General features: G+C 39.3%; 23 protein-coding genes. 13 read left to right on the top strand and 10 right to left on the bottom strand.

Annotation, left to right across the window (positions count from 1 at the left end):
- Positions 1 to 27 precede the first annotated feature (27 nt).
- The 3 genes from B3Y13_RS03040 to B3Y13_RS03030 all read right to left on the bottom strand — a co-directional run bounded on the left by B3Y13_RS03040 (position 28) and on the right by B3Y13_RS03030 (position 3962).
- Positions 28 to 1941, bottom strand: a complete 1914-nt coding sequence (locus B3Y13_RS03040) for an AMP-dependent synthetase/ligase (RefSeq protein WP_296019238.1) — start codon at positions 1939 to 1941, stop codon at positions 28 to 30.
- A gap of 113 nt (positions 1942 to 2054) precedes the next feature.
- Positions 2055 to 2711: a TetR/AcrR family transcriptional regulator gene (locus tag B3Y13_RS03035; protein WP_296692659.1), complete on the bottom strand. Its 657-nt coding sequence runs from the start codon at positions 2709 to 2711 to the stop codon at positions 2055 to 2057.
- A gap of 126 nt (positions 2712 to 2837) precedes the next feature.
- Complete coding sequence (locus B3Y13_RS03030; RefSeq protein WP_296692657.1) at positions 2838 to 3962, bottom strand: DNA adenine methylase; 1125 nt, start codon at positions 3960 to 3962, stop codon at positions 2838 to 2840.
- A 252-nt stretch (positions 3963 to 4214) separates the two neighbouring features.
- Between B3Y13_RS03030 and rsmI the strand changes: the two genes are divergently transcribed.
- The 4 genes from rsmI to B3Y13_RS03010 all read left to right on the top strand — a co-directional run bounded on the left by rsmI (position 4215) and on the right by B3Y13_RS03010 (position 7345).
- Positions 4215 to 4922 (top strand): 16S rRNA (cytidine(1402)-2'-O)-methyltransferase, encoded by a 708-nt coding sequence (gene rsmI, locus B3Y13_RS03025; RefSeq protein ID WP_296019229.1) that lies wholly within the window; start codon positions 4215 to 4217, stop codon positions 4920 to 4922.
- A 19-nt stretch (positions 4923 to 4941) separates the two neighbouring features.
- Positions 4942 to 5235, top strand: coding sequence for a flagellar biosynthesis anti-sigma factor FlgM (locus B3Y13_RS03020; RefSeq protein ID WP_078930815.1), 294 nt, complete (start codon positions 4942 to 4944; stop codon positions 5233 to 5235).
- 78 nt (positions 5236 to 5313) lie between these two features.
- Positions 5314 to 6459: an iron-containing alcohol dehydrogenase gene (locus B3Y13_RS03015; RefSeq protein ID WP_296692655.1), complete on the top strand. Its 1146-nt coding sequence runs from the start codon at positions 5314 to 5316 to the stop codon at positions 6457 to 6459.
- Positions 6460 to 6505: 46 nt separating this feature from the next.
- Positions 6506 to 7345, top strand: coding sequence for a TrmH family RNA methyltransferase (locus B3Y13_RS03010; RefSeq protein WP_296019222.1), 840 nt, complete (start codon positions 6506 to 6508; stop codon positions 7343 to 7345).
- A 47-nt stretch (positions 7346 to 7392) separates the two neighbouring features.
- Here the strand turns inward: B3Y13_RS03010 and B3Y13_RS03005 are convergent, their stop codons facing one another.
- Genes B3Y13_RS03005 through ptsP form a run of 4 tightly spaced genes read right to left on the bottom strand, consistent with a single transcriptional unit; the run spans position 7393 to position 12472 of the window.
- Positions 7393 to 8820, bottom strand: coding sequence for a small ribosomal subunit Rsm22 family protein (locus B3Y13_RS03005; RefSeq protein ID WP_296692652.1), 1428 nt, complete (start codon positions 8818 to 8820; stop codon positions 7393 to 7395).
- 33 nt (positions 8821 to 8853) lie between these two features.
- Positions 8854 to 9174 (bottom strand): MerR family transcriptional regulator, encoded by a 321-nt coding sequence (locus tag B3Y13_RS03000; protein ID WP_296019215.1) that lies wholly within the window; start codon positions 9172 to 9174, stop codon positions 8854 to 8856.
- Positions 9175 to 9191: 17 nt separating this feature from the next.
- Complete coding sequence (der, locus tag B3Y13_RS02995) at positions 9192 to 10766, bottom strand: ribosome biogenesis GTPase Der (protein ID WP_296019212.1); 1575 nt, start codon at positions 10764 to 10766, stop codon at positions 9192 to 9194.
- A gap of 11 nt (positions 10767 to 10777) precedes the next feature.
- A complete protein-coding gene (ptsP, locus tag B3Y13_RS02990; RefSeq protein WP_296692649.1) occupies positions 10778 to 12472 on the bottom strand; it encodes a phosphoenolpyruvate--protein phosphotransferase in 1695 nt (564 codons plus the stop codon).
- Between the two features lie 317 nt (positions 12473 to 12789).
- Between ptsP and B3Y13_RS02985 the strand changes: the two genes are divergently transcribed.
- The 3 genes from B3Y13_RS02985 to B3Y13_RS02975 all read left to right on the top strand — a co-directional run bounded on the left by B3Y13_RS02985 (position 12790) and on the right by B3Y13_RS02975 (position 15336).
- Positions 12790 to 13290, top strand: coding sequence for a YchJ family protein (locus B3Y13_RS02985; RefSeq protein ID WP_296667250.1), 501 nt, complete (start codon positions 12790 to 12792; stop codon positions 13288 to 13290).
- A 175-nt stretch (positions 13291 to 13465) separates the two neighbouring features.
- Positions 13466 to 14245, top strand: a complete 780-nt coding sequence (rlmB, locus tag B3Y13_RS02980; protein ID WP_296667252.1) for a 23S rRNA (guanosine(2251)-2'-O)-methyltransferase RlmB — start codon at positions 13466 to 13468, stop codon at positions 14243 to 14245.
- Positions 14246 to 14292: 47 nt separating this feature from the next.
- Positions 14293 to 15336: a GGDEF domain-containing protein gene (locus tag B3Y13_RS02975; RefSeq protein WP_296019200.1), complete on the top strand. Its 1044-nt coding sequence runs from the start codon at positions 14293 to 14295 to the stop codon at positions 15334 to 15336.
- Positions 15337 to 15467: 131 nt separating this feature from the next.
- Here the strand turns inward: B3Y13_RS02975 and B3Y13_RS02970 are convergent, their stop codons facing one another.
- Entirely contained in the window at positions 15468 to 16106 is a 639-nt protein-coding gene (locus B3Y13_RS02970) for an RpiB/LacA/LacB family sugar-phosphate isomerase (protein WP_296019197.1), read from the bottom strand.
- Positions 16107 to 16299: 193 nt separating this feature from the next.
- Positions 16300 to 16929, bottom strand: a complete 630-nt coding sequence (locus B3Y13_RS02965; protein ID WP_296667254.1) for a tetratricopeptide repeat protein — start codon at positions 16927 to 16929, stop codon at positions 16300 to 16302.
- A 61-nt stretch (positions 16930 to 16990) separates the two neighbouring features.
- Here B3Y13_RS02965 and B3Y13_RS02960 point away from each other — a divergent pair, with 61 nt between their 5' ends.
- From B3Y13_RS02960 to B3Y13_RS02950, 3 genes are read left to right on the top strand one after another with little or no spacing between them, the layout of a single operon-like run.
- Positions 16991 to 17989, top strand: coding sequence for a P-loop NTPase (locus tag B3Y13_RS02960; RefSeq protein WP_296692647.1), 999 nt, complete (start codon positions 16991 to 16993; stop codon positions 17987 to 17989).
- Positions 17990 to 18024: 35 nt separating this feature from the next.
- Positions 18025 to 19740, top strand: coding sequence for a hypothetical protein (locus tag B3Y13_RS02955; protein WP_296692645.1), 1716 nt, complete (start codon positions 18025 to 18027; stop codon positions 19738 to 19740).
- An 8-nt stretch (positions 19741 to 19748) separates the two neighbouring features.
- A complete protein-coding gene (locus B3Y13_RS02950) occupies positions 19749 to 20348 on the top strand; it encodes a chemotaxis protein CheD (RefSeq protein WP_296692641.1) in 600 nt (199 codons plus the stop codon).
- A gap of 10 nt (positions 20349 to 20358) precedes the next feature.
- On the opposite strand, the gene B3Y13_RS02945 is transcribed toward B3Y13_RS02950, so the two are convergent.
- Positions 20359 to 20862 carry a chemotaxis protein CheW gene (locus B3Y13_RS02945; protein ID WP_296019169.1) on the bottom strand — a complete coding sequence of 168 codons (504 nt, stop codon included), beginning with the start codon at positions 20860 to 20862 and terminating at the stop codon, positions 20359 to 20361.
- Positions 20863 to 20974: 112 nt separating this feature from the next.
- On the opposite strand from B3Y13_RS02945, the gene B3Y13_RS02940 reads away from it, so the two are divergent.
- The 3 genes from B3Y13_RS02940 to B3Y13_RS02930 are packed head-to-tail and all read left to right on the top strand — an operon-like array spanning position 20975 to position 24274.
- Complete coding sequence (locus tag B3Y13_RS02940; protein WP_296019159.1) at positions 20975 to 21307, top strand: STAS domain-containing protein; 333 nt, start codon at positions 20975 to 20977, stop codon at positions 21305 to 21307.
- Positions 21300 to 23420, top strand: coding sequence for a chemotaxis protein CheA (locus B3Y13_RS02935; RefSeq protein ID WP_296667262.1), 2121 nt, complete (start codon positions 21300 to 21302; stop codon positions 23418 to 23420). The genes B3Y13_RS02940 and B3Y13_RS02935 overlap by 8 nt, the downstream gene beginning before the upstream one ends.
- Positions 23420 to 24274, top strand: a complete 855-nt coding sequence (locus B3Y13_RS02930; RefSeq protein WP_296019142.1) for a CheR family methyltransferase — start codon at positions 23420 to 23422, stop codon at positions 24272 to 24274. The genes B3Y13_RS02935 and B3Y13_RS02930 overlap by 1 nt, the downstream gene beginning before the upstream one ends.
- The last annotated feature ends 87 nt before the right edge of the window (positions 24275 to 24361 follow it).

Raw genomic sequence — 24361 nt, 5'->3', positions numbered from 1 at the left:
CCGATTTTTACAACCGGGCTGTTTTTTTTAGTCTTTAAATAGTTTTTTTATTTCAGAAGCGTAAATTGCGTTTATTTTATAGCGGCTTATTTCCTGTTTTGCTGAAAGCTCAACGCCAACTTCAAATTCTTTTGGAAGAACTGCAATTTTGTTGATTCTTTCAAACATTTTAAATCCATTTTTGGAATTTACACGCTGGCTTACCTCGCTTTCGAGCAGCCGCTTTATTTCCAGGCTTTTTGCTAAATCTTCGTATTTTTTGTACGAAATTTTTGCGTCCTGTGCAAACTGTTCGATTTCGGATTTTTCTGGAACTATGAGCGCTGCCAGATACCGCTGGTCCTGACCTACAACAACTGCTGTTTTTATGTAACGCGATTCCTGAATTTTCATTTCGATAGGAACAGGTTCAATATTTTCGCCGCCAAGCTGAACAATCGTGTCTTTTATGCGTCCGCACAAAACGATTTCACCGTTTGCCGTAAGACGAGCCAAGTCGCCTGTATTGAACCATCCGTTTTCGTCAATAACTTCTTTTGTAAGGTCTGGACGTTCGTAGTAACCTTTCATTACTGTCGGACCTTTTACAAGCAATACGCCTTTTTTGCCACGTGGAACTTCTTTTCCTGTTGCAGGATCAACAACTTTTGCCGCAAGCTCACGGATTGGACGGCCAACATTGCCAAGAACCGGCCTGTTAAACGGCCGAACCGAAATAATCGGAGAAGTTTCTGTAAGGCCGTAACCTTCCACGAGAGGAACTCCGATTGCCCAGAAAAATTTGTCAATTGCTGGAGGAAGAGCGCCTCCACCTGCAACTGCTCCGCGGAAGTGTTTTCCGAGCATTGCACGGATTTTACGGAAAACGATTGCTCCGCCGAGCAATTTTATTGGATAGAGCAAAAGCCATGGAATAACAAATGCCGGCCACTGCAGCCATCTCTTGTCCATTCCGTAGCGTGTGGTTCTATCAAAAAGAACACGGTCGAGTTTTGAATGGAAAAGCGCAACTGTTACAAAGAAATTGAAAACTTTGAGAGTTATTCCTCCTGTTTTTCGCATTTTTCTGTAAATTCCATCGTAAATTGCTTCGATTACGCGTGGAACTGCCGGCAAAACCTGCGGGTCGAGAGACTTAAAGTCCTGCAAAAGAATTTGACCGATTGGTTTTGAATAGCACAAGGTTGCCGCCTGGGAAAAAACTACATATTCAACAGAGCGTTCAAAGGCGTGCCAGACTGGAAGCACAAGAATTCCGCGGTCGCCCGGATTAAGCCAAATTCTTTCGTCAATATCTTCGAGCTGCGATAAAAAGTTTCCGTGAGTGAGCATTACGCCCTTTGGCTGTCCTGTTGTTCCTGAAGTAAAGATAATCGAAGCCAGGTCGTCCCACTGTCCTTTATTGATTTCTTCATCGACAGTCTCCGGATTTTTTTGATTGAATTCCTCACCTTTTTCTTCAATCTGATTAAAAGTAAAAAGTGTTATTCCAGAATTTTTACATTCTTCAAAAGTTTTTTCGTCCTGATCTTCGATTGCGATAAAAGTTTTTAAAAGCGGAAGTTTATCTTTAATTCCAAGAATTTTAGAAATCTGAGATTTATTTTCGACAATTACGGTCTGAGTTTTTGCAAATGACAGAATATATTCAAGATCGCCAATTGTTGCGTCGCAACCGCGAGGAACGTCAATTGCACCGATTGAAAGAAGCCCCATGTCTATCTGCTGCCATTCTTTTCGGTTGTCGGAAACCATGCCGATGTGATCGCCACGTTTTATTCCAATTGAAAGAAGACCGCCGGCAAAATTTTTTGAGATTTCGAATGCGTTTTTATAAGAAATGCTGTCCCAAACGCCTTCGCTGAGACGCGACATTTGAGCAGTTAATTCAGGATATTTTTTTGCAGTTTCTCTGAACATCCTTGGCAGAGTTTTTTCCATATTGCCTCCAAATTGCAATAGCACCAAAATGACACAATTTGTTAAAATGTCATAGGGTTAATTATATTACTAAAAAAATTTATTTTCCACTGTTTAAAATTTTATTTTGATTTTTACAGGATTTTGCAGAATTCTTCTAAAAGAGGGTCGATTTGGGTAAAATCTGGTTCAAATGGAAGCGCGCTAAAAAGTTCTCCATCGCCTGACTGGGGATTTGAACGTATGTAAATTTTTTTTTCTACAATATATTTATCAAGCAGGCTAAAAAGCATATTTGTAAAAATTTCTGCATGAATCGAAATTGCATTTTTTGTAGCCGGTGAAATTTTTTTTGCTTTAATTAAACTATTTAAGGCGATTATTGTCTGGTTTAAAAGTTTTGTTCTGGATTCTTTTGAAATGGCCGCCGCTTCTGGTGAAAAATATTTTTCGCTTTCGATAAAAGAATAAATCTGAAGAAGAGGTTCTTTTTCGTTTATTTTAATCCAGCGATGAACAATTCCTTTTAAAACTGCTTCTGCTGTGTATTTTTGTGCTGTTGCTGTCATTTCGGAAGGAATTAGAGCTGTTTTTTTTAGATATTCACCGCAAAAACGAATTGTATCATCGAGAATAGCTTCGCGTGATTCATAATGATTGTAAAGACTTGCTTTTTTGATTCCTAGTTTGCCAGCAATATCTGCAAGTGAAGTTCCGCCTACGCTTTTTATAAATGCACAGTCTAAAACCGCGTGAATAATTTTTTCATGGGTGATTTTTTCAGCCGGCATTAACTTTTCTCCATAATAAAAACCTAACAAACTAACAAATGTTAGTTTAATGAGCGGCTGGCGATTTGTCAACTTTTTAGACCTGGTTGCTCAAAAAAGCAGAAAGAGAGGTTTTTTCTGCTAAAATTATTTTTCTAAAACAAAAAGATACTCGCGGACGTGAATGTCGCGGTTTTTAAGGTTGCGGCTTCCTCGAAAAGCGTTGTATTTGATTTCTACGGTTTTTAGGTTTCCGTATTTTTTTAGCATTCCGGACATTTCGTCAAAACTTATAAAACCTTCAGAATTGTATGAAATTATTACATACTTGCTTGAAATGCTTGAAATAATTTCTTCCATTGAATTTAAGGCGGCATACGGCTTGTTAAAAACCGAACGGTTCCAGTTTTGAACGATTCCGCTTACTTTGCTTATGTTTGCATCGAGTTTGTTTTTTAAAATAAGATTGAGCATAAAATAGTTTGAACCGTAAGGATGCTGATTGTAAGGCGGATCGAGATACGTTATGTCGAGACTTTTTAATTCTTTTGAGAGCGCGACTGCATCTTTTTGAAAAATTTCCAGGCCGGACTCAAAATTGCTAAAAACAGGCGTCTTTAATTCGATTTTTCCAAAAATTCTTGAAAGCGCATTTTTTCCGCTTGCGCCAAAGCAACCGATCCCGGTGTTTTTGTCTTTATAAAAACCTTTAAAAACCCCGCTTGTGTTTACGTGAATTGACGCTTCTGTGATTAAGGGCGCAAGAAAGAATTTTTTTAAGGATTCTTTTTTGATAACATCGTCGATGAGTTTTCGGTATGTGTCGATTAAAAGTGCATTTTGTTGTGTGTAAAACACGCGTTCGCCTTTTTGAATGTCTTTGTCGTTTTTTGGAGCGTAATTTTGCGAAATTATGCCGGGAATTTTTTCTATAGAACAGAGTTCTTCGATTTTGTTTTTTAAAGCCGAATATTCATGAATGGGAAAATCTTTTTTATTTATAAGATAGCAGCCGTTTATGACCGCGGAATAATTTTCAAGGTCGTTCACGATTAAATTTGATGAATATTTTTTTAACATCCGGGCAACGATTCCAGAACCTGAAAAAAGGTCGGCGCAGACAAGTTTTTGACAGTTGAGTTTTTCTGCAATCAGAAGAATTTCTTTTTCTATGTGCTCAAGAAGACGCCGTTTGTTTCCAAGATATGTGATTATTTGAGTAGTAAGAAATTCGGGATTTTCGTCAAAATTTGCAGAGTCTGAATAATTCATAAAAATGTGAATAAAAGTTTATAACAGATTTTCAAAATTTTCTATAAAAAGAATCTAAAAAAGGTTGTTGTCTTGAGCAAAAAATGCCTGCTTTGTAAAAAAAAACTTACCCCGGATGCGCAGGGCGCAGTCGACCGCAGGCTTGCCGAGGACGATGAGCGTGAGCGAACCCGGAGCAGCCGGCTTGACGGTGGATGTGGTCTGTAAAAATAAAATATTGATTTTTAGTGTTTTTCAGATTATTATTGAGTTGTGTCTACGCTATATATAGTTGGTACGCCGATTGGAAATTTGGGCGACATTACTTTTCGCGCTATTGAAACTTTTAAAAATGTTGATGTAATTGCGGCCGAAGATACAAGGCATACTTTGCAGCTTTTGAACCATTTTGAAATTCATAAGCCGCTGATTTCCTGTCGTTCGCAGAATGAAGCGATTGCCGGTCAAAAAATTATCAAGCTGCTTGATGAAGGACAGTCGGTTGCGTATGCCAGTGATGCAGGAACTCCTGGAATAAGTGATCCGGGTGCTGTCTTGGCAGGTCTTGCAAGGGAAAGCGGACACAATGTCGTTCCGATTCCGGGGCCTAGCGCTTTTGCAACGTTGGTGAGTGTTGCTGGTGCTGGCGGAAAAACGCTGGTTTTTGAAGGCTTTCTTTCTCCCAAGCCGGGAAGAAGGCGTTCAAGGCTTAGAGAGCTTTTGGCAACTGGAGATGCTGTTGTTTTATATGAATCTCCGTTTAGAATTGTTAAACTTTTGACTGATATAGCCGATATTGATAGTACACGGCGCGTTGTTGTTGGTCGCGAGCTGACAAAAATGCACGAAGAAATTATTGGCGGTACGGCAGAAGAGATGCGTGTCGAATTTTCTTCAAGAGCTAAGGTTTTGGGAGAATTCGCAGTTTTTATTTCGGGCAATAAAAATGCTCAACTTTCGGAAGATAATGCCGATAATTAAGAAGTAAGGTAGGTTTAAAATGATGGTACAGAACATTAATGGAATCAATCCAATCAACAATGTACAGAACTCTCGCCGTACTAATGGCATGGAAAGAACTTCTATTACAGATACTTCTGATTCAATCAACGTTTCTGACGAAGCAAAAGAAGCTGCAAGAGCATATTTTTTGAGCCAGGTTGCAGAAGAAACTCCAGATGTTCGTTCTGACCTTGTTGCCTCTGTTAAAGAAAAAATAAAAGATCCAAATTATTTAAATTCTGTAACAATTGGTTCAGCCGCAGATCGTATTTTGGATTCCTGGGGTTTTTAACTTAACCGTTTATTGATTACTTTAGAAGCAGAACATTTTGTTCTGCTTTTTTTGTTTAGTTTGGAGGACTGGCTGCGTATGACAGATTTTGTGTTTAGAGTTTCGCCTAATGTGATTATTTCTTCTTATGCTGCAAGCCGGATTGGACAGTTTGCCTGCGAGTTTGGAAAAAGGTTTATGCTTGTTTTGGATCCTGTCTTGCGTTCTGTGGGCGCTGCGGACAAAATTACACAGGCTCTTTCTGACCGTGGAGTTGATTTTTTTATTTTTGACGAAATTGCGGAGTCGGCAGATACAAAGGCTGCGGCTTCTGCTCTCAATCTTGCAAAAAATTCTCATATTCAGGCGGTGATTGCAGTTGGCGGCGGAAAAACCATAGAAATCGCCCGCTGTGTCGCTGCATTTTTTTACGAAGAAAAAAGTATCTATGACTTTGCGGATGGTGTGCTCCCTTCAAAATCTCCGCTTCCGCTTGTTGTGCTGAGCACGACTTGCAGGTGTCCGGGTGTTTTTACAGATAGAATTGCAATTTGTGATTCTCGGACGAACGGTTTAAAACTTTTAAAAGTTCAGAATGCGCTTTGCAAAACTACAGTTTTTGACCCTGCAATGTCTGTTACGCTGACCGAAAATCAGACTTTTTCAATGGCTGTCGAAAGCGTCTGTCTTGCGGCGGAAAGTTATTTTTCTCAAAAAGCGAACTTTTTTAGCGATATGACCGCAGAAAAATCGGCAGAACTTTTGCGTTTGGCTCTCGATGGTTCAAATTCTCTGAATATTACGACGTCAAAAGAAGAATTGCTTTTTGAAGGAGGATGTCTGGCAAGTCTTGCGTCTAGCGCATCGTCTTTTGGACCGGCAGGACTTCTGGCTCTTGCGGTAAATGCTAGATTTAAGATAAGCCGTCCTCTTGTTGCCTCGGTTATTTTTCCATACGTGATTGAATTTTGCGCAAAATTCAAGGCTGACCGTGTTGCAAAATTTGCGAACTTCTTTGGAATTGAAAAAAAAGATTCTGAGGCAGAGCAGGCCCAGGCTTTTGCAGACAATATCCGTGAACGTCTCGCAAAAGAAAATCTGCCGCTTCGTTTAAAAGAGCTTTCTGTAACAATTGAGCAGCTTGCCGCTGTTGCCGAAGATGCGGCTTCGACCGACTGGATAAATTTTATGCCGTGTTCAATGACAAGCGACACTCTTTTTGAAATTTTAAAGTCGGCTTACTGATTTTTACGATTTTTGACAAAAAAAATATTCACACAATAGGAAAAAAATGATTGATCCTGGAAAATTAACACAGCTTGAAGGCGGACAAAAACGCAGAAAACTTGCGCTCACTCTCGGCGCTTTGGAACGCGATATTGATGGAGTTCCTGAAAAAGGCAACGAATATTCTTATAAGTCTATTGCCCGCGCAGACTACGTAAAAAAAATTGTCGAAATTTGCTTAAAAGATCCGCAAATGCCTTCTGATGACGCAAAAATCTTAGAAAATGCGCTCAAAGAAATTCCTTTTAATGAAAAACGCTCTTGCAATCTTGCCCGCAACACAATGCTTAAAATAATTGGAACTTTTCCGGCAGAGTGGGATTTGATTATTGCGCCCCATTCTGAAGTTTTTGACGAAAATGGAATTGTAAAGCAGAGAGATTTTTTTGAGGGCGTGAGCGTTTATGCGGAAGATATTCGTTCTCCGTTCAATCTTGGTTCAATTTTTAGAACGGCAGAGGCAATGGGTGCGGAAAATGTTTTTGTAAGTCCAATGTGCGTTCCGCCTGACCATCCAAAAGCAGTGCGAAGCGGCATGGGCTGTATTGAAACTCTCGGCTGGCAGAAAAAAAGCCTTGATGAACTCGACGAGTATTCCAAAAAAAACGATATTCCGATTTTTGTCCTCGAAACTGGCGGAACTCCGCTCGAAGAATTTAAATTTCCCAAAAAGGGAATTTGCATAATCGGTTCGGAAGAGCTTGGAGTAAGCCCGGAAGCGCTCAAAAAAGCATCGTACGGCCGGGTGACAATTCCAATGAAAGGTCTTAAAGCCAGTTTGAATGTTGGAGTTGCTTTTGGAATTCTTATGCAAAAATGGGTCGAATCTCTGGAAAAAAAATGATTTTTGGAGTTTTGACTGAACCGCAATTCGTGTACTAAAAAAACTTTTTAAATTTCTAGAATTATCGCTCCAGATTTTTTATCATAATCTGCATTTTCTAAAGATTTTGGCCGTTTTACAGAAAGCAAATCTCCGTTTTTTGGGCGGATATTTGTTTTATCAACCGCAAGAACAAGTCCAATTTCTGAACAGCAGTAATATGCGGATTTGCGGATTTCGGGGAGTTTTATAAAGTCCGAGGCAATTCTCAGTTTTAGATTTTCAGAATCATTTTGAGACGGTTTTTCTTCTGCCATTGGATTTTTTTCTTTGCTGACCAAAACATAGCTCAAAGAAGCACGCTCTTTTTTCAAATTTGCATTTTTAGAAAATCGTAAAAGCTCTTCCGGGGCGTCTGCTGTGTCAAAAGCAAAGTTGCACCATTTTCCGCCAGGATTGGAAGAAGTCCTTCCTGCCATTGGGCATACGTGAATATGCGGACATGGACTTAAAGGCATAAAATTTTTTCGGATAAACGAATCGCGCATCAAGCTTACAAGCCTTGCCGAGCGTGGATCGCCCGGTTCAATAAGCAAAACTGTCTGAGCCGAATTTGTTTCTTTATCAAAATACTTTAGTATGTCGTTTGTATAGTTTTTTGCAAGAAAATCCAGAGGCATTTCGTTTGTCTGGGCAAGTTCATTGAATACGTTTCCGCAGGTTATAAGGGAAGGTTTTTGTTTTATTTGAGTCCCAACTGCGCCTTTGACGCGGACAATTTTCCACGGATTTTGGTCTTCTGTCAGGGTTTTTGCCGCAATCGAAAGAAAAATTTCTTCTCCGGCAGAAAGAGCGCCCTGGCTTAAATCCAAAACATAAAAAGTCAGTTTTTTTGAGCGCAGTTCCGGCCTTGCAAGCCAAAGCGCGCAAGGAACAGTTAGAGGCCCGGAACCAAGGTCAAGACAAACATCTTCTTCTTTTAGGTTGAAAGCGTTTTTTGGAAAATTTGCAAAAAGTCTTGTAAGGCGAATTAAATTCCACCACATAAAATAAGAAATATACGCAGAAAGCTGCGAAGCGTCGTTCATGTATCCGAGACGGCGGCTGTTTCTGTCGTCGGTAAGCTGGTGGCTTAAATTTTTTATCTGTTTTGGAAGAAGAACCTGCTGTTTTGGCGAAAGATTTCTGGTATCAGCAACGATTTTTCCGAAATTTTTAAGAATTTCGAGTGAATCTTCTGGAATATTTTTTAATTCAAACATTGAAACGGTTTTTGAACTTTTATTTTGAGAAAAATTGTTTTTTCTGCGGTTTTCAATATTCGCTTTTTTTTGCGGATTTTTTTTATCTTCAGTTTTCGCGTCGTTTTTCTGCGCCTTTTCTTCTTTGCGCTGTTTTTTTAATTCATTTTTTGCGGCGAATTTTGCAGAATTTTCGGCTTTATGCTGTTTTTTGCCGGAAGCTTTTTCATACCATTTTGCTTCTTCTTTTTTCATAAAATCTTCCTGATTTTGATTTTTTTTGCCCGGTTATTTTCTGTATTTTCGGATAATCATATACATTTGACTTAATTCGGAACGAATTTGCCGGATTGAATCGAGAATTTCGGCTTTTGAGTCGTAATCCATTGTTTCCCGCAAAATTTCATCCCGAGCGCCTTCAATTGTAAATTTTCGTTCGTTTATGAGATATTTTAACCGGAGAATCAAGTCAATATCTCGTTCTGTGTAAATCCTTCGTCCGCCCAAATCTTTTTTTGGAGCAAAGCCGGGAATTACTTCTTCCCAATAACGCAGAATATGAGATTTTATGCCTGTAAGCTCCTCAGCTTCGCCGATTGAATATGTCACAAACTTTCCTTTGATTTTTATTCAAACCGATTTTCCCAGCGTTTTCGGCTAGATTTCATTTCGAGCATGACTGGAATCTGGTCAAAACCTAAATCTTCACGAATCCTGTTTTTTAAGTAAGTTACGTAGCTTTCCGGAACGTTGTCCGGACTTGTTGCAAAAATTCTGAACGAAACCGGATTTGTTCCTGTTTGCGTCATATAGCGGATTTTAAAGTGGATTGCCTTGCTTGCCGGAGGCGGATAACGGAAAAGCCAGTCGTCCAAAGCCTTGTTCAGGGCAGAAGTTTCGATTTTTGTCGTAAGCTGCTTATAAAGGCGTACTGTTGTTTCCATCAACTCTTTAATTCCATCGCCGGTTAAAGCGGAAAGGCGCAGAATTGGAGCAAACTGCATTTGTCCGAACATATATTGAATGTAATCAACAGTATCCTTGTAGACTTTTTTTGTCTGCTCTTTTAAGTCCCATTTATTCAAAACAAAGATAATTCCACGGCCGCGTTCGTATGCGAGTGAACAGATTTTTTTGTCCTGGTCAGCGAGTCCCTGTTCAGCGTCAATCATCAAAAAAACAATGTCGCATTCGTCCAGAGTTTTTATTGCGCGGTTTACAGAATAATATTCAACGTTTTGCTTTACTTTTGCTTTTCGCCGGATTCCTGCTGTATCAAGAACTTCAAATTTTCGTTTGCCCCAGGTAAAACTTCCTTCAACAACATCGCGTGTCGTTCCTGCATAGTCAGAAACAATTGAATTTTGAGTGTTCGTAAGGCGGTTTGAAAGCGTTGATTTTCCAGTGTTTGGTTTTCCGACGATTGCGATTTTGATTACAGGCTCTTCGATTCCTTCTTTTACCTCAGAAAAATCGAGGCGGCTTGTAATTGCCTTTGCAAGTTCTGTTATGTGGTCGCCGTGGTCTGCCGAAATAAAAAGCAGTTCATTAAAACCGTACTGAAGATAATTCCAGCTGATGTTTTCGCCAGAACCGCCTTCGCATTTGTTCACGGCAACTACAACTTTGTTCCAATATGGCCGCAAAAGGTGAATAAATTCCTCGTCTTCTCCGGTGATTTTTCCGGCTTCGAGCAAAAGAAGAATCAAGTCTGCGCGTTTTATTACAGAAAGTGATTTTTCAACGACAAGTTCGTCCATTTCGGATTCCCGGCTTTTTAAATCGCGGTCAAGCTTAAAACCGCCGGTGTCAACAAGGTGAACAGGTTTTCCGCCAATAAAGGCAGTTCCTTCAACAGGATCTCTGGTTACGCCTGGAGTTGGATCGACAATCGCAAGCCGCTTGTGCATAAAACGGTTAAAGAGAGTCGATTTTCCTACGTTTGGACGTCCGGCAATAGCGACTGTCGGAAGGTTAATGTATGATTTATCTGGAAAAAATTTTAATTCTTCGGTTGCATTTTCATCTTTTTGACCAAATTCATCGCCTGTTTCTGAATCCGAAATTTCCTCGTTTTTTTGAATAGAGTCGTTTTCTGATGAATAAAAATCGTTGTTTTCGTTAAAAATTTGTTCGTCGGACACAATTTTCTGAGGCTTTGGTTTTGAAAAGTCCGGCTTTGATTTTTTAGCTTTTTTCATAGACCGTTATTTTACAACGAATTAAGTTGTTTTGACGAGATGCTTTTTAATTCTTTTATCGTATATTTTGAGAGAAGTTCTTTGATTTTGCAAATCATTGCTGGGCTCATGCTCAAATTTCGGATTCCCATTCCTGCAAGAACAAGGGCACTTGTTTTTCGGCTCGCCATTTCGCCGCAGACAGAAACATCAATCCCGGCTTTTTCCGCTTCGCTTATTGTGTTTTGAATCATTCTGAGAACAGCAAGATGAAATTCGTCATAAAGCGGAGCAACAGAAGCATTTTCGCGGTCAACGCCTATTGTGTATTGAGTAAGGTCGTTTGTGCCGATTGAAAAAAAGTCGCTCACTTTTGCAAGGCAGTCTGCTGTCAGAGCGGCCGCTGCGGTTTCGACCATAATTCCAATTGGAACTTTCGGGTTGAATTCGATTTTTTCGGCAGAAAGCTCATTTCGGACTGATTCTGCAATTTCCAAAGTTTTTTTTACCTGTTCAACGTCTGTTATGAGCGGAAGCATAATTTTTAAATTTCCGAAAACGCTTGCTCTGTAAAGCGCGCGCAACTGGGTTTTTAGCTGCATTGGATTTTCAAGGCTGAGACGGATTGCCCGAAGTCCCATGAGCGGGTTTTTTTCTTCGTTAATGTGAATTTCCGGCGAATTTATAAGCTTGTCGCCCCCTGCGTCCAGTGTGCGAATTGTAACTGGCTTGTCGTTCATTATCTGCAAAACCTGCTTGTACGCTTTGAACTGCTCTTCTTCATCAAAAAGGCTTGAACGCCCGCCGTTTGTTTCGCTCATAAAAAGAAATTCTGTCCTAAAAAGGCCGATTCCGTCCGCGCCTTCTTCAAGCGCGAGCTTTGCTTCTTCGACAGTTCCGATATTTGCGTAAATGTGAAATTTTACGCCGTCTTTTGTCTGAGCTTCGATGTTGCGGAATTTTTCGAGCATAAGCCTGTGAGCTTTTTCTTCGTCGATTTTTTTCTGAAAATTTTCAAGGGAAGTATTGTCCGGATTTGCAAAAACTTCCGCATTGTTGCCGTCAACAACGACAGTTTCGCCGTTTTCGATTTGAGAGGCAATGTTGTCCAATGCAAAAACAGCAGGAATTCCGTAATTTCGTGCCAAAATTCCAACGTGGCTTGAAATTCCGCCTTCGGTCAGCGCAAGACCGGCAATTTTTCGTTTTGAAAGAATGATTGTGTCGCTCGGATTTAATTGAGTTGCAACAATTACAGCTCCATTTGGAACGGTTTCGATGTTAAAAGGATGAAAGTCCAGCATATCGTCCAAAACTTTTCCAAAAATGTCATAAATATCCAGGGCGCGTTCTGCCAGATAGTCGTTTCCGCTTGAGCGAAGCTGTTTTGCGTATTTTGCTGTCTGGCGGTCGAGAACGAATTCAATATTGAGCGAATGTGAATAAAACGCTTTTTTTAGTTCTTTGATGAATTCAGGATCATTTAGCATTAAAAAATAAGTTTCGTAAAGTTGATTTTGAATTTTATTGTCTTTAGATTCGGTGATTTTTTTAGAAATATCTGTCGAAACATTTGCAAGCGATTTTTCAAAACGAGCCCATTGCTGGTTGTGGTCAGATTCTTCTATTTTTTTGCGCGGAATAACTCTCTTGACGGTTTCAGGAACAACAAAAGCCTTGCCAATGCCAATTCCAGACGAAGCCGAAGCACCTAAAAAAACGTTCATAACTGTATTTTAACTTTCGGGATAAAGCCTGTCAAATGACGTTTTTCCGGCAATTGCGGCAAAAAACTTTTTGAATAAAAAAATGCTGAATGCAATTTTGTCCGGAAAAAACTAGCCCGTGCCGGAGCAGCGCGAAGCGTCCGGCCTTGGCGGATGGAGCGAAAAGCGGAACTGCGCAGTGGACGGATTGACGGCGGTTTGCGCTCCAAAAACATTAGAAGAAACCTTAAAATCTCGACAGCGGCGGGGAATTTTTGGTATACTTTTCTATATTTTAATTATTTTGCGCTGCATTTTTGTGGCGACGGAGTTTTTTAATGGCCGATAAAGATTTGTGCCCTTGTGGTTCTGGTAAAACTTACGCTGAATGTTGTGAGCCTATTATTAAAGGAAGCAAAGACGCTCCCACTGCTGAAAGTTTGATGCGCGCCCGCTATGCTTCTTACGTAAAGCACGAAATTGACTTTATTATTAATTCTTGCGAAGAAGGCGAAAAAATTGCTGAAATTGACCGCAAGGCTACTGAACAGTGGTCAAAAGAATCTACATGGCACGGTTTAAAAATTCTTAACACTCAGAAAGGTCAGGAAGCTGATGACGAGGGTCTTGTAGAATTTGAAGCATCTTATACTGACAAAAATCATTTGAACGAAATTCATCACGAAAATGCTTACTTTAAAAAAGTGAATGGAAAATGGCTTTACGAAGTAGGCGATGTAAAACCTATGACGGTGGTCCGCGAAGGAAAAAAAATCGGCCGCAATGACCCTTGTCCATGCGGAAGTGGAAAAAAATATAAGAAATGTTGCGGCCGCTAAAAGGAATGTCCCAAAAGTATTTTTTCTGCTATTTTCGGGCTTGTCTGAAAATCTAAATATTTACAATCATTTAGAGATTGTTAGCCGAGTTTTTTTCAGAAACATCGCAGCGTCAAGCACGGCAATGGCATTTAGAGCTTATTGGGCGGTTCTTTTGTCGTAGAAGGAAGATAGAATGGCACAGATTGTTACGGGTTTTCATGCGATTGAAGAAAAAGTTCGCCGTGCTCTTGACAGCGGAAAAATCGACGGGCTTTCTCTTCAGCTTGCAAAGACTGGCCCGCGCATAAAAAAAATTCTCGAAAGCGCAAAAAAAGCCGGAATTCCGGTTATAAATACCGACAAAAATGCTCTCGACTCGCTGGTAAAAGTTTTGCCGGAAGTTGCGCGTGATCATCGTGGAATCGTAATGGTTGTCGAAGGCGCTTCTGAAAAAGCTGAAAATGATGTTGATTTTGACAGCTGGATTGCTTCTTCAAAAGCCCTGGAAAATGAAAAACAGACTGTAATTGTTTTGGACAGTGTAACCGATCCGCACAATGTTGGCGCAATAATTCGTTCCTGCGACCAGTTTGGTGCAAGTCTTGTCGTAATGCCTGCCCGTCACAGCGCAAACGATTTTTCTGATAACGAAATTATCGCCCGTTCTTCTGCTGGCGCCAGTGCTTACGTTCCTGTCAGCGTTGTAACAAATCTTGTCCGTGCGGTTCAGCAGTTAAAAGACGCTGGATTTTGGGTTTACGGGGCAGATGCTGGCGGAGAAAATATTACAAAATTAAATTTTCCTGCAAAAACCTGCATTGTAATGGGAAGCGAAGGAAAAGGAATTGCACGTCTTTTGGAAGAGCAGTGCGATTCAGTTGTTTCGATTCCAACTTGCGGAAAAATTGACAGTCTGAATGTTTCTGTTGCGGCTGGTGTGCTTTTGTATGAAGTTTATCGTCAGAAAATTTAATAAAATGTTTTTGCGTTAAAAAGAAACTGCATTATAATAAGATAAATATGAGGCCTAACTTTTTATTTGAAGACGAAAAATCTTCCGACAGCCTTACAAAGCTTTATACGCGGGATGTAGTCGTTGATTACGTAAATTTTATGGTTGCAGAGGGAATCCCGTTTTCTCTTGCAATCGTAGATATTGATAATTTTAAATACGTAAACGACACTTACGGGCATATTACAGGCGACAAAGTTCTGATTGAAGTTGCAGAAAGAATTAAAAAAGTTATTGAAGGTAAAGGTTTTGTAGGACGCTTTGGCGGAGATGAATTTTTAATTGTTTTTCCAGAAATAACCGATTATAAGGAAGTTTGGGAAAATGCCCACAAGCTCATGAATTTTATGAATTCAAACGAAATCAAGGATTTTCTTGGGCTTTATGTGACAATAACTATGGGGATAAGCCGCTTTCCTGAAGATGATTCAACTTACGAAGGCTTGCTGGAAACTGCCGACAAGGCTTTGTATCGCGGAAAAAACAAAGGCAGAAACTGTTTTATAATCTATCTGCCGGAAAAACACGCAAATATTGAACTGAAAACCGAAAAAGATCGCTCGCAAAGCTCAATGTATCTGCATTTTAACGTGTTTAGAATGCTTACGAAAATTGAAAAACTGGATACAGGCATAAAAATGCTCTTTAATTTTTTGAGTTCGTACTTTATGGCTGATCATATTTGTATTCAAAAAGGCGATAAAATCTATTTTGAAAAAGTTCATAAGCTGTCGCGCACAAAGGATTTTTTGCCGATTGACTTGTCGCTTGTTGACCACGCAATGAACGCTCCGGCGGATTTTTTTTATGTTAATCAGCTTGAAGCTCTAAATTCGTCTAATCAAACCGAACTTGCCAGCCAGTATTCTGCTCAGCGGATAAAGGCGGCTTTTGCCTGCAAAATTGCAAAGGCGGAAGATGGAGAGCTTGTTATTCTTCGTGTTGACTCGACCATAAAGCGAATTTGGCAGCACGGCGAAATGGACATTTACATTACGACAGCTAAAGTTTTGGAAATGCTCTATAACAGCGGCAGATTTGTTTTGGAATAATTTAGTTTGTTGAATGTCAAATTTTGAAAAGAATAACAGGTTTTTGTTGACGTAAATCATGCTTTAAAAATAGAGTCCAAACAGAATGTCTGCAAGATTTACGTCTGTTTGCCGGATTAGTAGGCTGGGTTTTAGTTTAAAAATTTTTTTACTGTTTCGGCGATTTTGTCGTCCTTGCAGTCTTTGAAGAAGAGGTCGCTGAATTTTTCGCCGGCAAATGCTCCTTTTACGAGTTCTTTGTCGAGAGATTCGAGAATTTCTGTAAATGGCTTGAATGCGGCTTCGCGCACGCCGTCAAGAATTTTTTTGTTGCGCTGTTCTGGAACTGCGCGTTCTTTTGGATAACCGCCGCCGAAATTTTCTGAAAAAAGTTTTTCAAAAATATATTCGAGATTTAAATCTCCGCCCCAGCCAAAACCGAGCGCAAATGGAAGTGAAATTGCGTTTCCGTCGTTAATTTGTGCAAAAGTGTAGGCATCGAGAGGGCTTGCAACGTGTCCGCAGATTACGCCAGGAAAACTGTTAAGCGCGAGCATTGCTCCTTCGCCAGTGCCACATCCTGTTACGACAAAATCAGCTGCCTTTGAGTTGAGGAGTGTTGCTGCCAGAATTCCGTTTTGAACGTAAGTGAGCTGTGCTTTGTCGTCTGCACTGTACATTCCGTAGTTTACAACTTCAAAACCATGTGCGTCGGCAACTTTTTTGAGCGCATTAAAAATAACTGCGTTTTTTGCAGCCTGAGAATTTTCGTTGATAAGAGCAATTTTCATATTGAACCTCACAATTTTTTTATAACAGATTGAGTCTAACAAAAAAAATGAAAAATTTCATCAATGGAATTGGAATTTTGTAATTTTAATTTTGCGGCAAGGATTGGAGCAGCGCGAAGCGTCCGGCTTTTGCCGGATGTAGCGAAGAGCGGAACTGCGGAAAGCCTGGTTTTTGCAAAGCAAAAAGCCGCCCTTATTTTAGAAATTTTTCTTTTATCTGCTCGATATTTTCGCATTTTAGCTCCTTGGCGAGGGCAAATTCTTGTTCGGCAAGGTCATTTTGGCCGTTTTTTAAGTATGCGACTCCGAGATATGCGTGGATTACGGCGATTTTCGGCGCGAACTCTGCGCCTTTTTTAAGGCTTTCGATTGATTTTTCGAGGGAGTTTCCTTCTTCGAGGTAGAGCATGCCCAGACTTGCCCATCCTTCGCCTTTTTGTTCGTTCATTTTGATGGCGTTTTTGTAGGCTTCTTCGGCTTTTTGGTAATTTTTTAAGGTTTGCCAGTCCATTCCGAGTGTAACGTAATTCCGGTAATCCGGTTTTTTTTCGAGTGATTTTTCCATCCAGATTGCCGCGTTCTCAAAATCCTCTTTAGCTGAATAAATGTTTGAAATAAAGGCAAAAATCAATTCATCGGAATAGCGGGTCTGTTTTTCGAGAGCTTCGTTAAAAAGTTCGAGCGCCTGGTCATATTTTCCGGCTCCGTAAGCGGTGACTGCCTGCTGTACGCTTGAATCTCCAGGCTTTGTGCACGAAAAAAATAAAACAGGACTAAAAAGAATAGCGCTTGAAATAAAAATTTTTCTTAATTTTTTTAACATAAGGTAAGAATAACAGTTTTGCAATTGTAAAATCAACATCGGCACTTTATAATTGAATGAAATGACTAATTTGTTACCAATTGCCAGCGGAAAAGGTGGTGTCGGAAAAAGTTCCTATGCTGTAAACCTTGCGACAGTTCTGGCTCAAAAAGGAAAAAATGTTATTCTTGCGGATTTGGATTTTGGCGGAGCGAATTTGCATACTTTGCTCGGCTTAAAAAACAATCGCGCCGGTCTTGGCAATTTTATTTATCGTCAGACTGAAGATTTTTCTTCTCTTTTGCAAGGAACGCAGATTCCCGGTTTGAAGTTTATTGCGGGCGACTGTATGTATCCAGGAACTGCAAATATGGACAATTCGTCAAAACGCAGGATCATAAAGGCTCTTAACGCTCAGGAAGCAGATTATGTAATTTTGGATTTGGGAGCTGGAACAACTTATAACACTCTGGACTTTTTTCTGCTCACATATAATTCGCTTTTGGTAACAACGCCCGAATTGACTTCGATTTTGAATGCGTACAGTTTTTTGAAGGCGGCGGTTTTCCGGTTCTTTATGAGGCAGTTTAAGGCAAAGAGTCCGGAAAGGGAATTTATAAACGGGTATTTGAAAAGTGCGGAAACTGGCAGCGATGCGGATTTTGTTGAACTTGTCAAAAAAATCTGCAAAAATTTTCCAGAGACCGGAAAATCTGCAAAAACAGAGCTTTTAAAATATAGACCGCAAGTTATATTCAACCAAGGACAAAATTCTGCCGATTTAGAAATGGCAAAGAGATTGCGTTCGCTTATTCAAAAAAAACTTGGCATAAATATGGATTTTGTCGGTTTTTTGCCAAAAGACGAACAGGTGAGTTTTTCAGTTGCCTTGAGAAAGCCTCTGGCACTTGCAAATCCGGGTTCTGGTTTTGTGAGGGGAATTGAAACTTCTGCGGAAAGAATTATGATTCACTCTTACAGATACAACGAACTCAACGGTTTTGAAGCAGATGATATTTCGAAAGATAAGGATTTAAAGATTCTTGATAAAGAATTTACGGCTGCATCGGCAGAAAAATAGATGCTGACGCGGTAATTTTAATGGGAGCAAAACAAATGGATTTACAGCTTATTTTAGATTCAGTAAAAGAAACCAGCGATTTATCTCAAAAATATTTTTTGGATTTGGGAAATTTATTTCCATCGCTTTTGAATAAAGAAATAAGCCCTTCGCTTAGAAATTTACAGGCGGTTATTAAAGAATTAAGCGAAAATAACGAAAAATCGACTGCGGCAGAAAAAGAAGTTTTTAGCAATTCACAAGATAAATACAAACCTTTTCTCGACCAGCTCAACAGCAAAATCGAAACTCTCTCGGAGCTCGACAAATTTATTGCCGGCGTAAAAGAAGATTCTGAACAAATGGAGCTTATTGCCTTGAATGCAATGGTAATTTCGATAAAATCAGGCGAAAAAGGCCAGGCATTCAGCCGTATTACGGAAAATTTGCAGCGTCTTTCTAACGATATGTTCCAGTATTCTGACCAGCTTTTGGCGGAAGAAAAACAGCTTATTGAACACATAAATAAACTTAAGGATATTTTTTCTGGAATTTTGGCTTCGCAGGAAAATGTTTCGACAAGCGGAAACGCAGGTTCTCAGAAAATTGAGTCAATCATCAGTTCGATTTCTGCTCCTCTTTCGGCAATGGACGGCGACATTGAGTTGATTTATCCTCCGATTCAGAAAGCGATGGAAAATTTGCAGCTTCAGGATATTATTCGCCAGGGACTTGAACACGTGACAGCCTGCCTTAAGGAAGTAAAAACTCAGACAGAAGTTCCTGGAAGCGATGAAGAACTTGATTCGGTTTGCTTTAACATTGCGCTTTATGAACTTTGCGTCGATGTTTTGAGCGATATTATAAATTATGTTTCTAAAGGCTTTGTCGAGTTTGACGAAAAATGGAACGATGTAACAGAAAAACTTGAATCAATTAAATCTCAAAAAAATAATTTTTCGGCCCGTTTTTTGGACGAAACTTCTGGAAGCGAAGAAAATATTGCAGCTCGCCTTTCTGCGGTAATCGGCAGGTTTAAGGAGATGATGGACGGTTTTAACAGTTATCATCTTGTTCAGAAAGATTTGCTCCACGTAACTCAGAGCATAAACGAAAAAGCTCGCACAATGTACACGGTTTTTGGAAATCTTCGCCCTGTTATGAGCAGACTGCATCACGTGCGCATTTTGCAGCAGATTGAAGTTGCAAAAAACGAAGCGATAAAACAGGTAAAAGATTCTGTAACGGACATGGACAACTTGATTAACTCTTCAAACTTGTCTCTCGATTCTATGGAAAAACTTTTGTCTGTATTTATTCACGAAGCATCGAATCTTCTTGTTGAATTTAACAATTCTATTACAAAAGACAATCAGAGCATGATGGATTTGCGCAAAGAAAAAACTGAGTTTTTTGATGAGCTTCAGATTACACAGAAAAATCTTTACGAAATAATCGCTCATTTTGATGTTTTCCCTGAAGGTTTTGACGAAAAATGCAGACTCGTGGCGGAAGATCTTTCTGGAATAAACAATCTGAACCTTAAATTAAAAAAATGCCGCGACGATTTGTCTGAGCAGGTAAAAGAGCTTTCGTCTGTGCGTTCAAGACTTTTTGCAGCGAAAAATATTTCTGAATGGAACATAAAAAATTCAAAATTTAGCGAAATTATAAATCATTTTACGATTACGGCTCATAAAGAAACAGCCGGAAAGATCGGCGGTTTTGAAATTGAACATGGAGCAGAGCAGGGAGAAATCACTTTCTTCTAATTTTTTACATGAACCGCTATTTTGACCTTCATTTTAATAGAAATATTGTTACTCTTTATCCTGGAGAATATTGGTCTTCGACAGGCCCTGAGATGATCTCCACTGTTTTGGGGTCATGTGTAAGCATTGCCCTTTTTGATCCGATTGCAAAAGTCGGCGGAATGAATCATTTTATGCTTGCAAGGGACTCTAATTTGGATATTGACGGTTCTCAGGACAGACGTTTGGGCCGTTTTGGAGAATACGCAGTTGAGATGCTTGTTGCCGACATGGAAAAAAAAGGCGCATTGTTAAAAAGATGCTTTGCAAAAGTATTTGGCGGAGGAAATATATTTAATTCTTCTGAGCCTCAGAGCGGAAGATCTCTTGTCGGGGCTGCAAATATTGATTTTGCATTCGAATATTTAAAATCTCACAACGTTGAGATAAAAAGTTCTGACACTGGCGGAAATTTGCCACGGAAGATTTTTTTTGATCCGGTTAACTCAAAAGTATTTTTAAAGCACATAGATTCGCACAATCCGGACGATGAGGATTCCATAAAATCTAAAGAGCAAAAATATCTAGAATACCTTGCAGAATTAAACCGTCTTGCAAAAGGCTTGTAAAATTTTAAAGCTAAAAATTAGCTTTTTTAGAAACTTCTTCAAATGCTTTTTCGACATCGGCCTCGATATATGAAAGAATTTTTTCTGGATTTAAAATCAAAATAAAAGATTCTTCACGGCGCGCAACCGATTTTACAAAATCCTGCCCTTCTTTTATTCCATAGTCTTTTGAGTCGGCTTGAATTATGTTGAGCCGGCTCACGACATCAACTTTGTCGGCGAGAATTCCAAGCAAGACCGGTTTTTCGTTTTTTTGAGGAATTTCCATTATGATTACCTGAGTTCCCGTTAAATCGTCAGAAACTTCAAAACCAAATAACTTACGCAAATCGGCAATTGAAACCACTCCGCCACGCACATTCATCACGCCTTTTAAGTAAGGCAAGGAATTTGGAATTGGAGTGATTGTTTCAAATTCAAAAACTTCTTTTACATACTTGACTGGAAGAGAAAACATTTCATCTTTTAAATTGAACGAAAAAAACGATTCTGTAGAAAAATGACTTTCATTCATAATTTGACGTCTCCTAAAACTGACGATAGAATTATTATACAAGAAAATTTGCAAAATTTGAAATTTTTAGAATTCTCTTGCAAATGATAGAAATTGCTTTGGGGAGCTTAGTTTGGCTGCAAAAAAAGAAAAAAAATCAAATATTATAAAATGGACGGAAACCGCCGGAATTGAATCTGCTGAGAAGCTAAAGATCGAACTGCAAAAAGCGATAGACGAAAATCCGCTTGTTTTTATTGATTTAAGTGAGCTTGAAGATATTGATCTTTCGGGAATTCAATTGATTTTGGCCGCAAAAAAAGAAGCTGATGCCAAGAAGAAAAAATTTTTGTTAAAGGACAATATTCCTCCTGCAATTTTAGAATACGTTTGTGGCTGCGGAGTTTCTTTTGAAGATTTAATCGACAAAACAGAATCAAAATCGGAGGAGAGTAAAAATGCTTGAACAAATCAGCTCAGTTTTTCTTGAAGAGGCAAATGAACTTTTGGACAATCTCGAAGAACAGCTTTTGACGCTTGAGGAAAATCCTGCCGATTCAGAAACAATAAGCGCTGTTTTTAGGGCGATGCACACAATAAAAGGCTCATCGGCAATGTTCGGATTTAATTCAATTTCTGAATTTACGCACGAAGCCGAGTCCGCAATGGATCAGGTTCGAAACGGGATTGTTCCTGTTTCAAATGAACTTATAGATTTGCTGCTCAAAGCTCGCGATCATATTCGCTTTATGCTCGATGCCGGTCAGGAAATTACGCCGGAAATCATGCAGACCTCGCAAACTTTAATTCTTGCTTTTAAAACTTACGTTGCTAGAAATGGCGGAACTGTTTCAGAAGATGCGGCAAATTTGACCGGAAATCCTTCCCAAAAGCAAAATCCTGCCGCAAAACCAAAAGAACCGGATTCGACTTACCGAATAAAATTTAGACCAAGCAAAAAAGTTATGCAGAACGGAACTCGCCCTGAGCTTTTGGTCAAAGAACTTTCAGAAATGGGAAATGCGACTGTCGTTTCTTTTTATGATTCTTTGCCGGAACTTTCAAAGCTTAACGCAGAAGAATGTTATTTTTCGTGGGATATAATTCTTACGACACAAAAAACGGAAAATGATATTAAAGATGTTTTTATTTTTTTGGACAATGAATCTTCATTCACCGTCGAAAAAATCGAATTGAATCCGGGCGAAAATCACAGAATTGGTGAAATTCTCATTGACCGAAACGATGTTTCTAAAAACCAGATTGATTCGGTTATGCAGGAACACAAGCAGCTTGGGCAGATTCTCGTAGAAAAGCAGCTTGTTTCTAACCAGCAGATTAAGTCGGCTTTGGCAGAACAGCAGCATTTTAAGGCAATGAACGGCGAAAATCCTGTGTCAGGCTCATCGCCTTCTCAGAGTTCAATTCGTGTAAGTTCTGAAAAACTGGATTCTCTCGTAGATTTAATTGGCGAACTTGTAACTTTTAATGCGCGTCTTGAGCAGCTTGCAATAGAAAAAGATTTGCCTGTTTTAAAAAATTTGAGCGAGCAGAGCTCGCGGCTTGCGGTTTCTTTGCGAGACACTTCCCTCGAGATTCGGATGCTGCCAATTGGAACGCTCTTTACAAGATTCCGCCGCACTGTTCGTGATCTTGCTGAACAGCTCGGAAAACAGATTGATTTGGTTATTGAAGGAGCAGAAACTGAACTTGATAAGACTGTTGTTGAAAAACTCAACGATCCGCTTCTTCATTTAATCCGAAATTCTGTAGACCACGGAATTGAACTTCCTGTTGAGAGAATTGCAAACAAAAAAAATCCTAAGGGAACTGTAACTCTTTCAGCAAAACATCAGACTGGAGCGGTAGTAATTACTATTTCTGACGATGGAAAAGGCCTGGATAAAGAGGCGATCAGGAAAAAAGCAATAGAAAAAAAATTGATTTCGGAAGAGGAGAAAATCTCTGAATCGGAAATTTTTCATCTTATTTTTCAGCCGGGATTTTCGACTGCAAAACAGGTTTCAAATATATCAGGCCGTGGCGTCGGCCTTGATGTTGTAAAAAAAGACGTGCTCTCGCTTGGAGGCTCTGTTTCGATTGAGTCAAAACCGAACAAAGGCACAAGTTTTATTCTAAAAATTCCGCTTACGCTTGCAATTATCGACGGAATGCTCACTCAAGTAGGAAACACAAAGTATATAATTCCTGTAAGTACGATTTCTGAATGTCTTTTTTTTGAACAGACTGGCAAAAAAGCCGAAACTCTTTTTCCTCATACGCTTGTTCACGGAAAAGACATTCCTTGCATTGATTTGCGGAAATTTTTTAAGATTCCAGAATCATATTTAAAGAAGAAAGAAGTTGTTACAATAAATTCTCAAGAAGGGCAGGTCGGAATTATTGTCGATAAAATTTTGGGAAGTCATCAGACCGTAATCAAGCCTCTTGGAAAACTTTACCAGAATTGTCTTGGAATAAGCAATTCGACAATTTTGGGAGATGGTTCTGTAGCTCTAATTCTCGATGTCTATAAATTGGCTGATTTAGTCAATTCAAAAGAAACAGGAAAAAAATAATGTGCGAAATTGGATTTTTTGCTCCTGCAGAGCTGACAGATTCTCAGTTTCATAAACTTTCCAAATTTATTCATACAAATGTTGGGATAAAAATGCCGGACGAAAAACGGCTTATGGTTCAGTCCCGCCTTGCAAGCCGCTTAAAAAGCCTAAAAATGAACAATTTTGACGACTATTTAAAATTTGCTTTTTCAAACACTCCGGAAGGAAATGAAGAAATTGCTCTTATGATAAATGCGGTTACGACGAACCTGACAAATTTTTTTAGGGAAAATGTGCATTTTGAGTATTTAACCAATGTTGTTCTTCCAGAACTTGCACAAAAAAATGAAAAAAAAATTGAACTTTGGTCGGCGGGATGTTCAAGCGGACAGGAACCTTACACGCTTTCTATTGTTTTGCAGGAGTTTATGAGAAAAAATCCAGGCAAAATAGAAGATTATTCAATTCTTGCAACGGATATTTCGTCAAAAGTTTTGGATAAGGCGCTTGATGCGGTTTATCCGATGTCGGAAGTAGAAAGTTTGAGCTATGACTTAAAAAAACGATATTTTTTTAAAAGCAAAGATTTAACAAATCCTTGCGTGCGTTTAAAACCGCAAATTCGTGAAAAAGTTGTTTTTGAAAGGCTGAATTTTATGGATTCGGTTTATCCAAAAACCACTCAAAAAAATGCGATTTTCTGCCGGAATGTGTTGATTTATTTTGACAAAGCAACTCAGGAGAGCGTAATCCGCAAACTTTTGCAGCATTTAGTTCCGGGAGGATACTTATTTCTCGGACATTCGGAGACGGTTTTCGGAATGGAGTTGCCGTTAAAAACGGTTGGACCGACAATTTTTAAAAAAGAGTAAAAAAAGTAAAAATAGGCGGGCTTAAATTCGGTTTTGTGAATAAGCGCAGAATTTGAATTTTTTCCTGACAAAAAACGGACAAAAAAA

Source organism: Treponema sp. UBA7567 (genome assembly GCF_002476655.1).
Classification (GTDB): Bacteria; Spirochaetota; Spirochaetia; order Treponematales; family Treponemataceae; genus Treponema_D.
This window is presented reverse-complemented; position numbering and strand designations above follow the sequence as displayed.

Coding starts and splice junctions, on each gene's coding strand:
- B3Y13_RS03040 (WP_296019238.1), bottom strand. CDS start 1,941: ATGGAAAAAACTCTGCCAAGGATGTTCAGAGAAACTGCAAAAAAATAT.
- B3Y13_RS03035 (WP_296692659.1), bottom strand. CDS start 2,711: ATGCCGGCTGAAAAAATCACCCATGAAAAAATTATTCACGCGGTTTTA.
- B3Y13_RS03030 (WP_296692657.1), bottom strand. CDS start 3,962: ATGAATTATTCAGACTCTGCAAATTTTGACGAAAATCCCGAATTTCTT.
- B3Y13_RS03020 (WP_078930815.1), top strand. CDS start 4,942: ATGATGGTACAGAACATTAATGGAATCAATCCAATCAACAATGTACAG.
- B3Y13_RS03015 (WP_296692655.1), top strand. CDS start 5,314: ATGACAGATTTTGTGTTTAGAGTTTCGCCTAATGTGATTATTTCTTCT.
- B3Y13_RS03010 (WP_296019222.1), top strand. CDS start 6,506: ATGATTGATCCTGGAAAATTAACACAGCTTGAAGGCGGACAAAAACGC.
- B3Y13_RS03005 (WP_296692652.1), bottom strand. CDS start 8,820: ATGAAAAAAGAAGAAGCAAAATGGTATGAAAAAGCTTCCGGCAAAAAA.
- der (WP_296019212.1), bottom strand. CDS start 10,766: ATGAAAAAAGCTAAAAAATCAAAGCCGGACTTTTCAAAACCAAAGCCT.
- ptsP (WP_296692649.1), bottom strand. CDS start 12,472: ATGAACGTTTTTTTAGGTGCTTCGGCTTCGTCTGGAATTGGCATTGGC.
- B3Y13_RS02985 (WP_296667250.1), top strand. CDS start 12,790: ATGGCCGATAAAGATTTGTGCCCTTGTGGTTCTGGTAAAACTTACGCT.
- rlmB (WP_296667252.1), top strand. CDS start 13,466: ATGGCACAGATTGTTACGGGTTTTCATGCGATTGAAGAAAAAGTTCGC.
- B3Y13_RS02975 (WP_296019200.1), top strand. CDS start 14,293: ATGAGGCCTAACTTTTTATTTGAAGACGAAAAATCTTCCGACAGCCTT.
- B3Y13_RS02970 (WP_296019197.1), bottom strand. CDS start 16,106: ATGAAAATTGCTCTTATCAACGAAAATTCTCAGGCTGCAAAAAACGCA.
- B3Y13_RS02965 (WP_296667254.1), bottom strand. CDS start 16,929: ATGTTAAAAAAATTAAGAAAAATTTTTATTTCAAGCGCTATTCTTTTT.
- B3Y13_RS02960 (WP_296692647.1), top strand. CDS start 16,991: ATGACTAATTTGTTACCAATTGCCAGCGGAAAAGGTGGTGTCGGAAAA.
- B3Y13_RS02955 (WP_296692645.1), top strand. CDS start 18,025: ATGGATTTACAGCTTATTTTAGATTCAGTAAAAGAAACCAGCGATTTA.
- B3Y13_RS02950 (WP_296692641.1), top strand. CDS start 19,749: ATGAACCGCTATTTTGACCTTCATTTTAATAGAAATATTGTTACTCTT.
- B3Y13_RS02945 (WP_296019169.1), bottom strand. CDS start 20,862: ATGAATGAAAGTCATTTTTCTACAGAATCGTTTTTTTCGTTCAATTTA.
- B3Y13_RS02935 (WP_296667262.1), top strand. CDS start 21,300: ATGCTTGAACAAATCAGCTCAGTTTTTCTTGAAGAGGCAAATGAACTT.
- B3Y13_RS02930 (WP_296019142.1), top strand. CDS start 23,420: ATGTGCGAAATTGGATTTTTTGCTCCTGCAGAGCTGACAGATTCTCAG.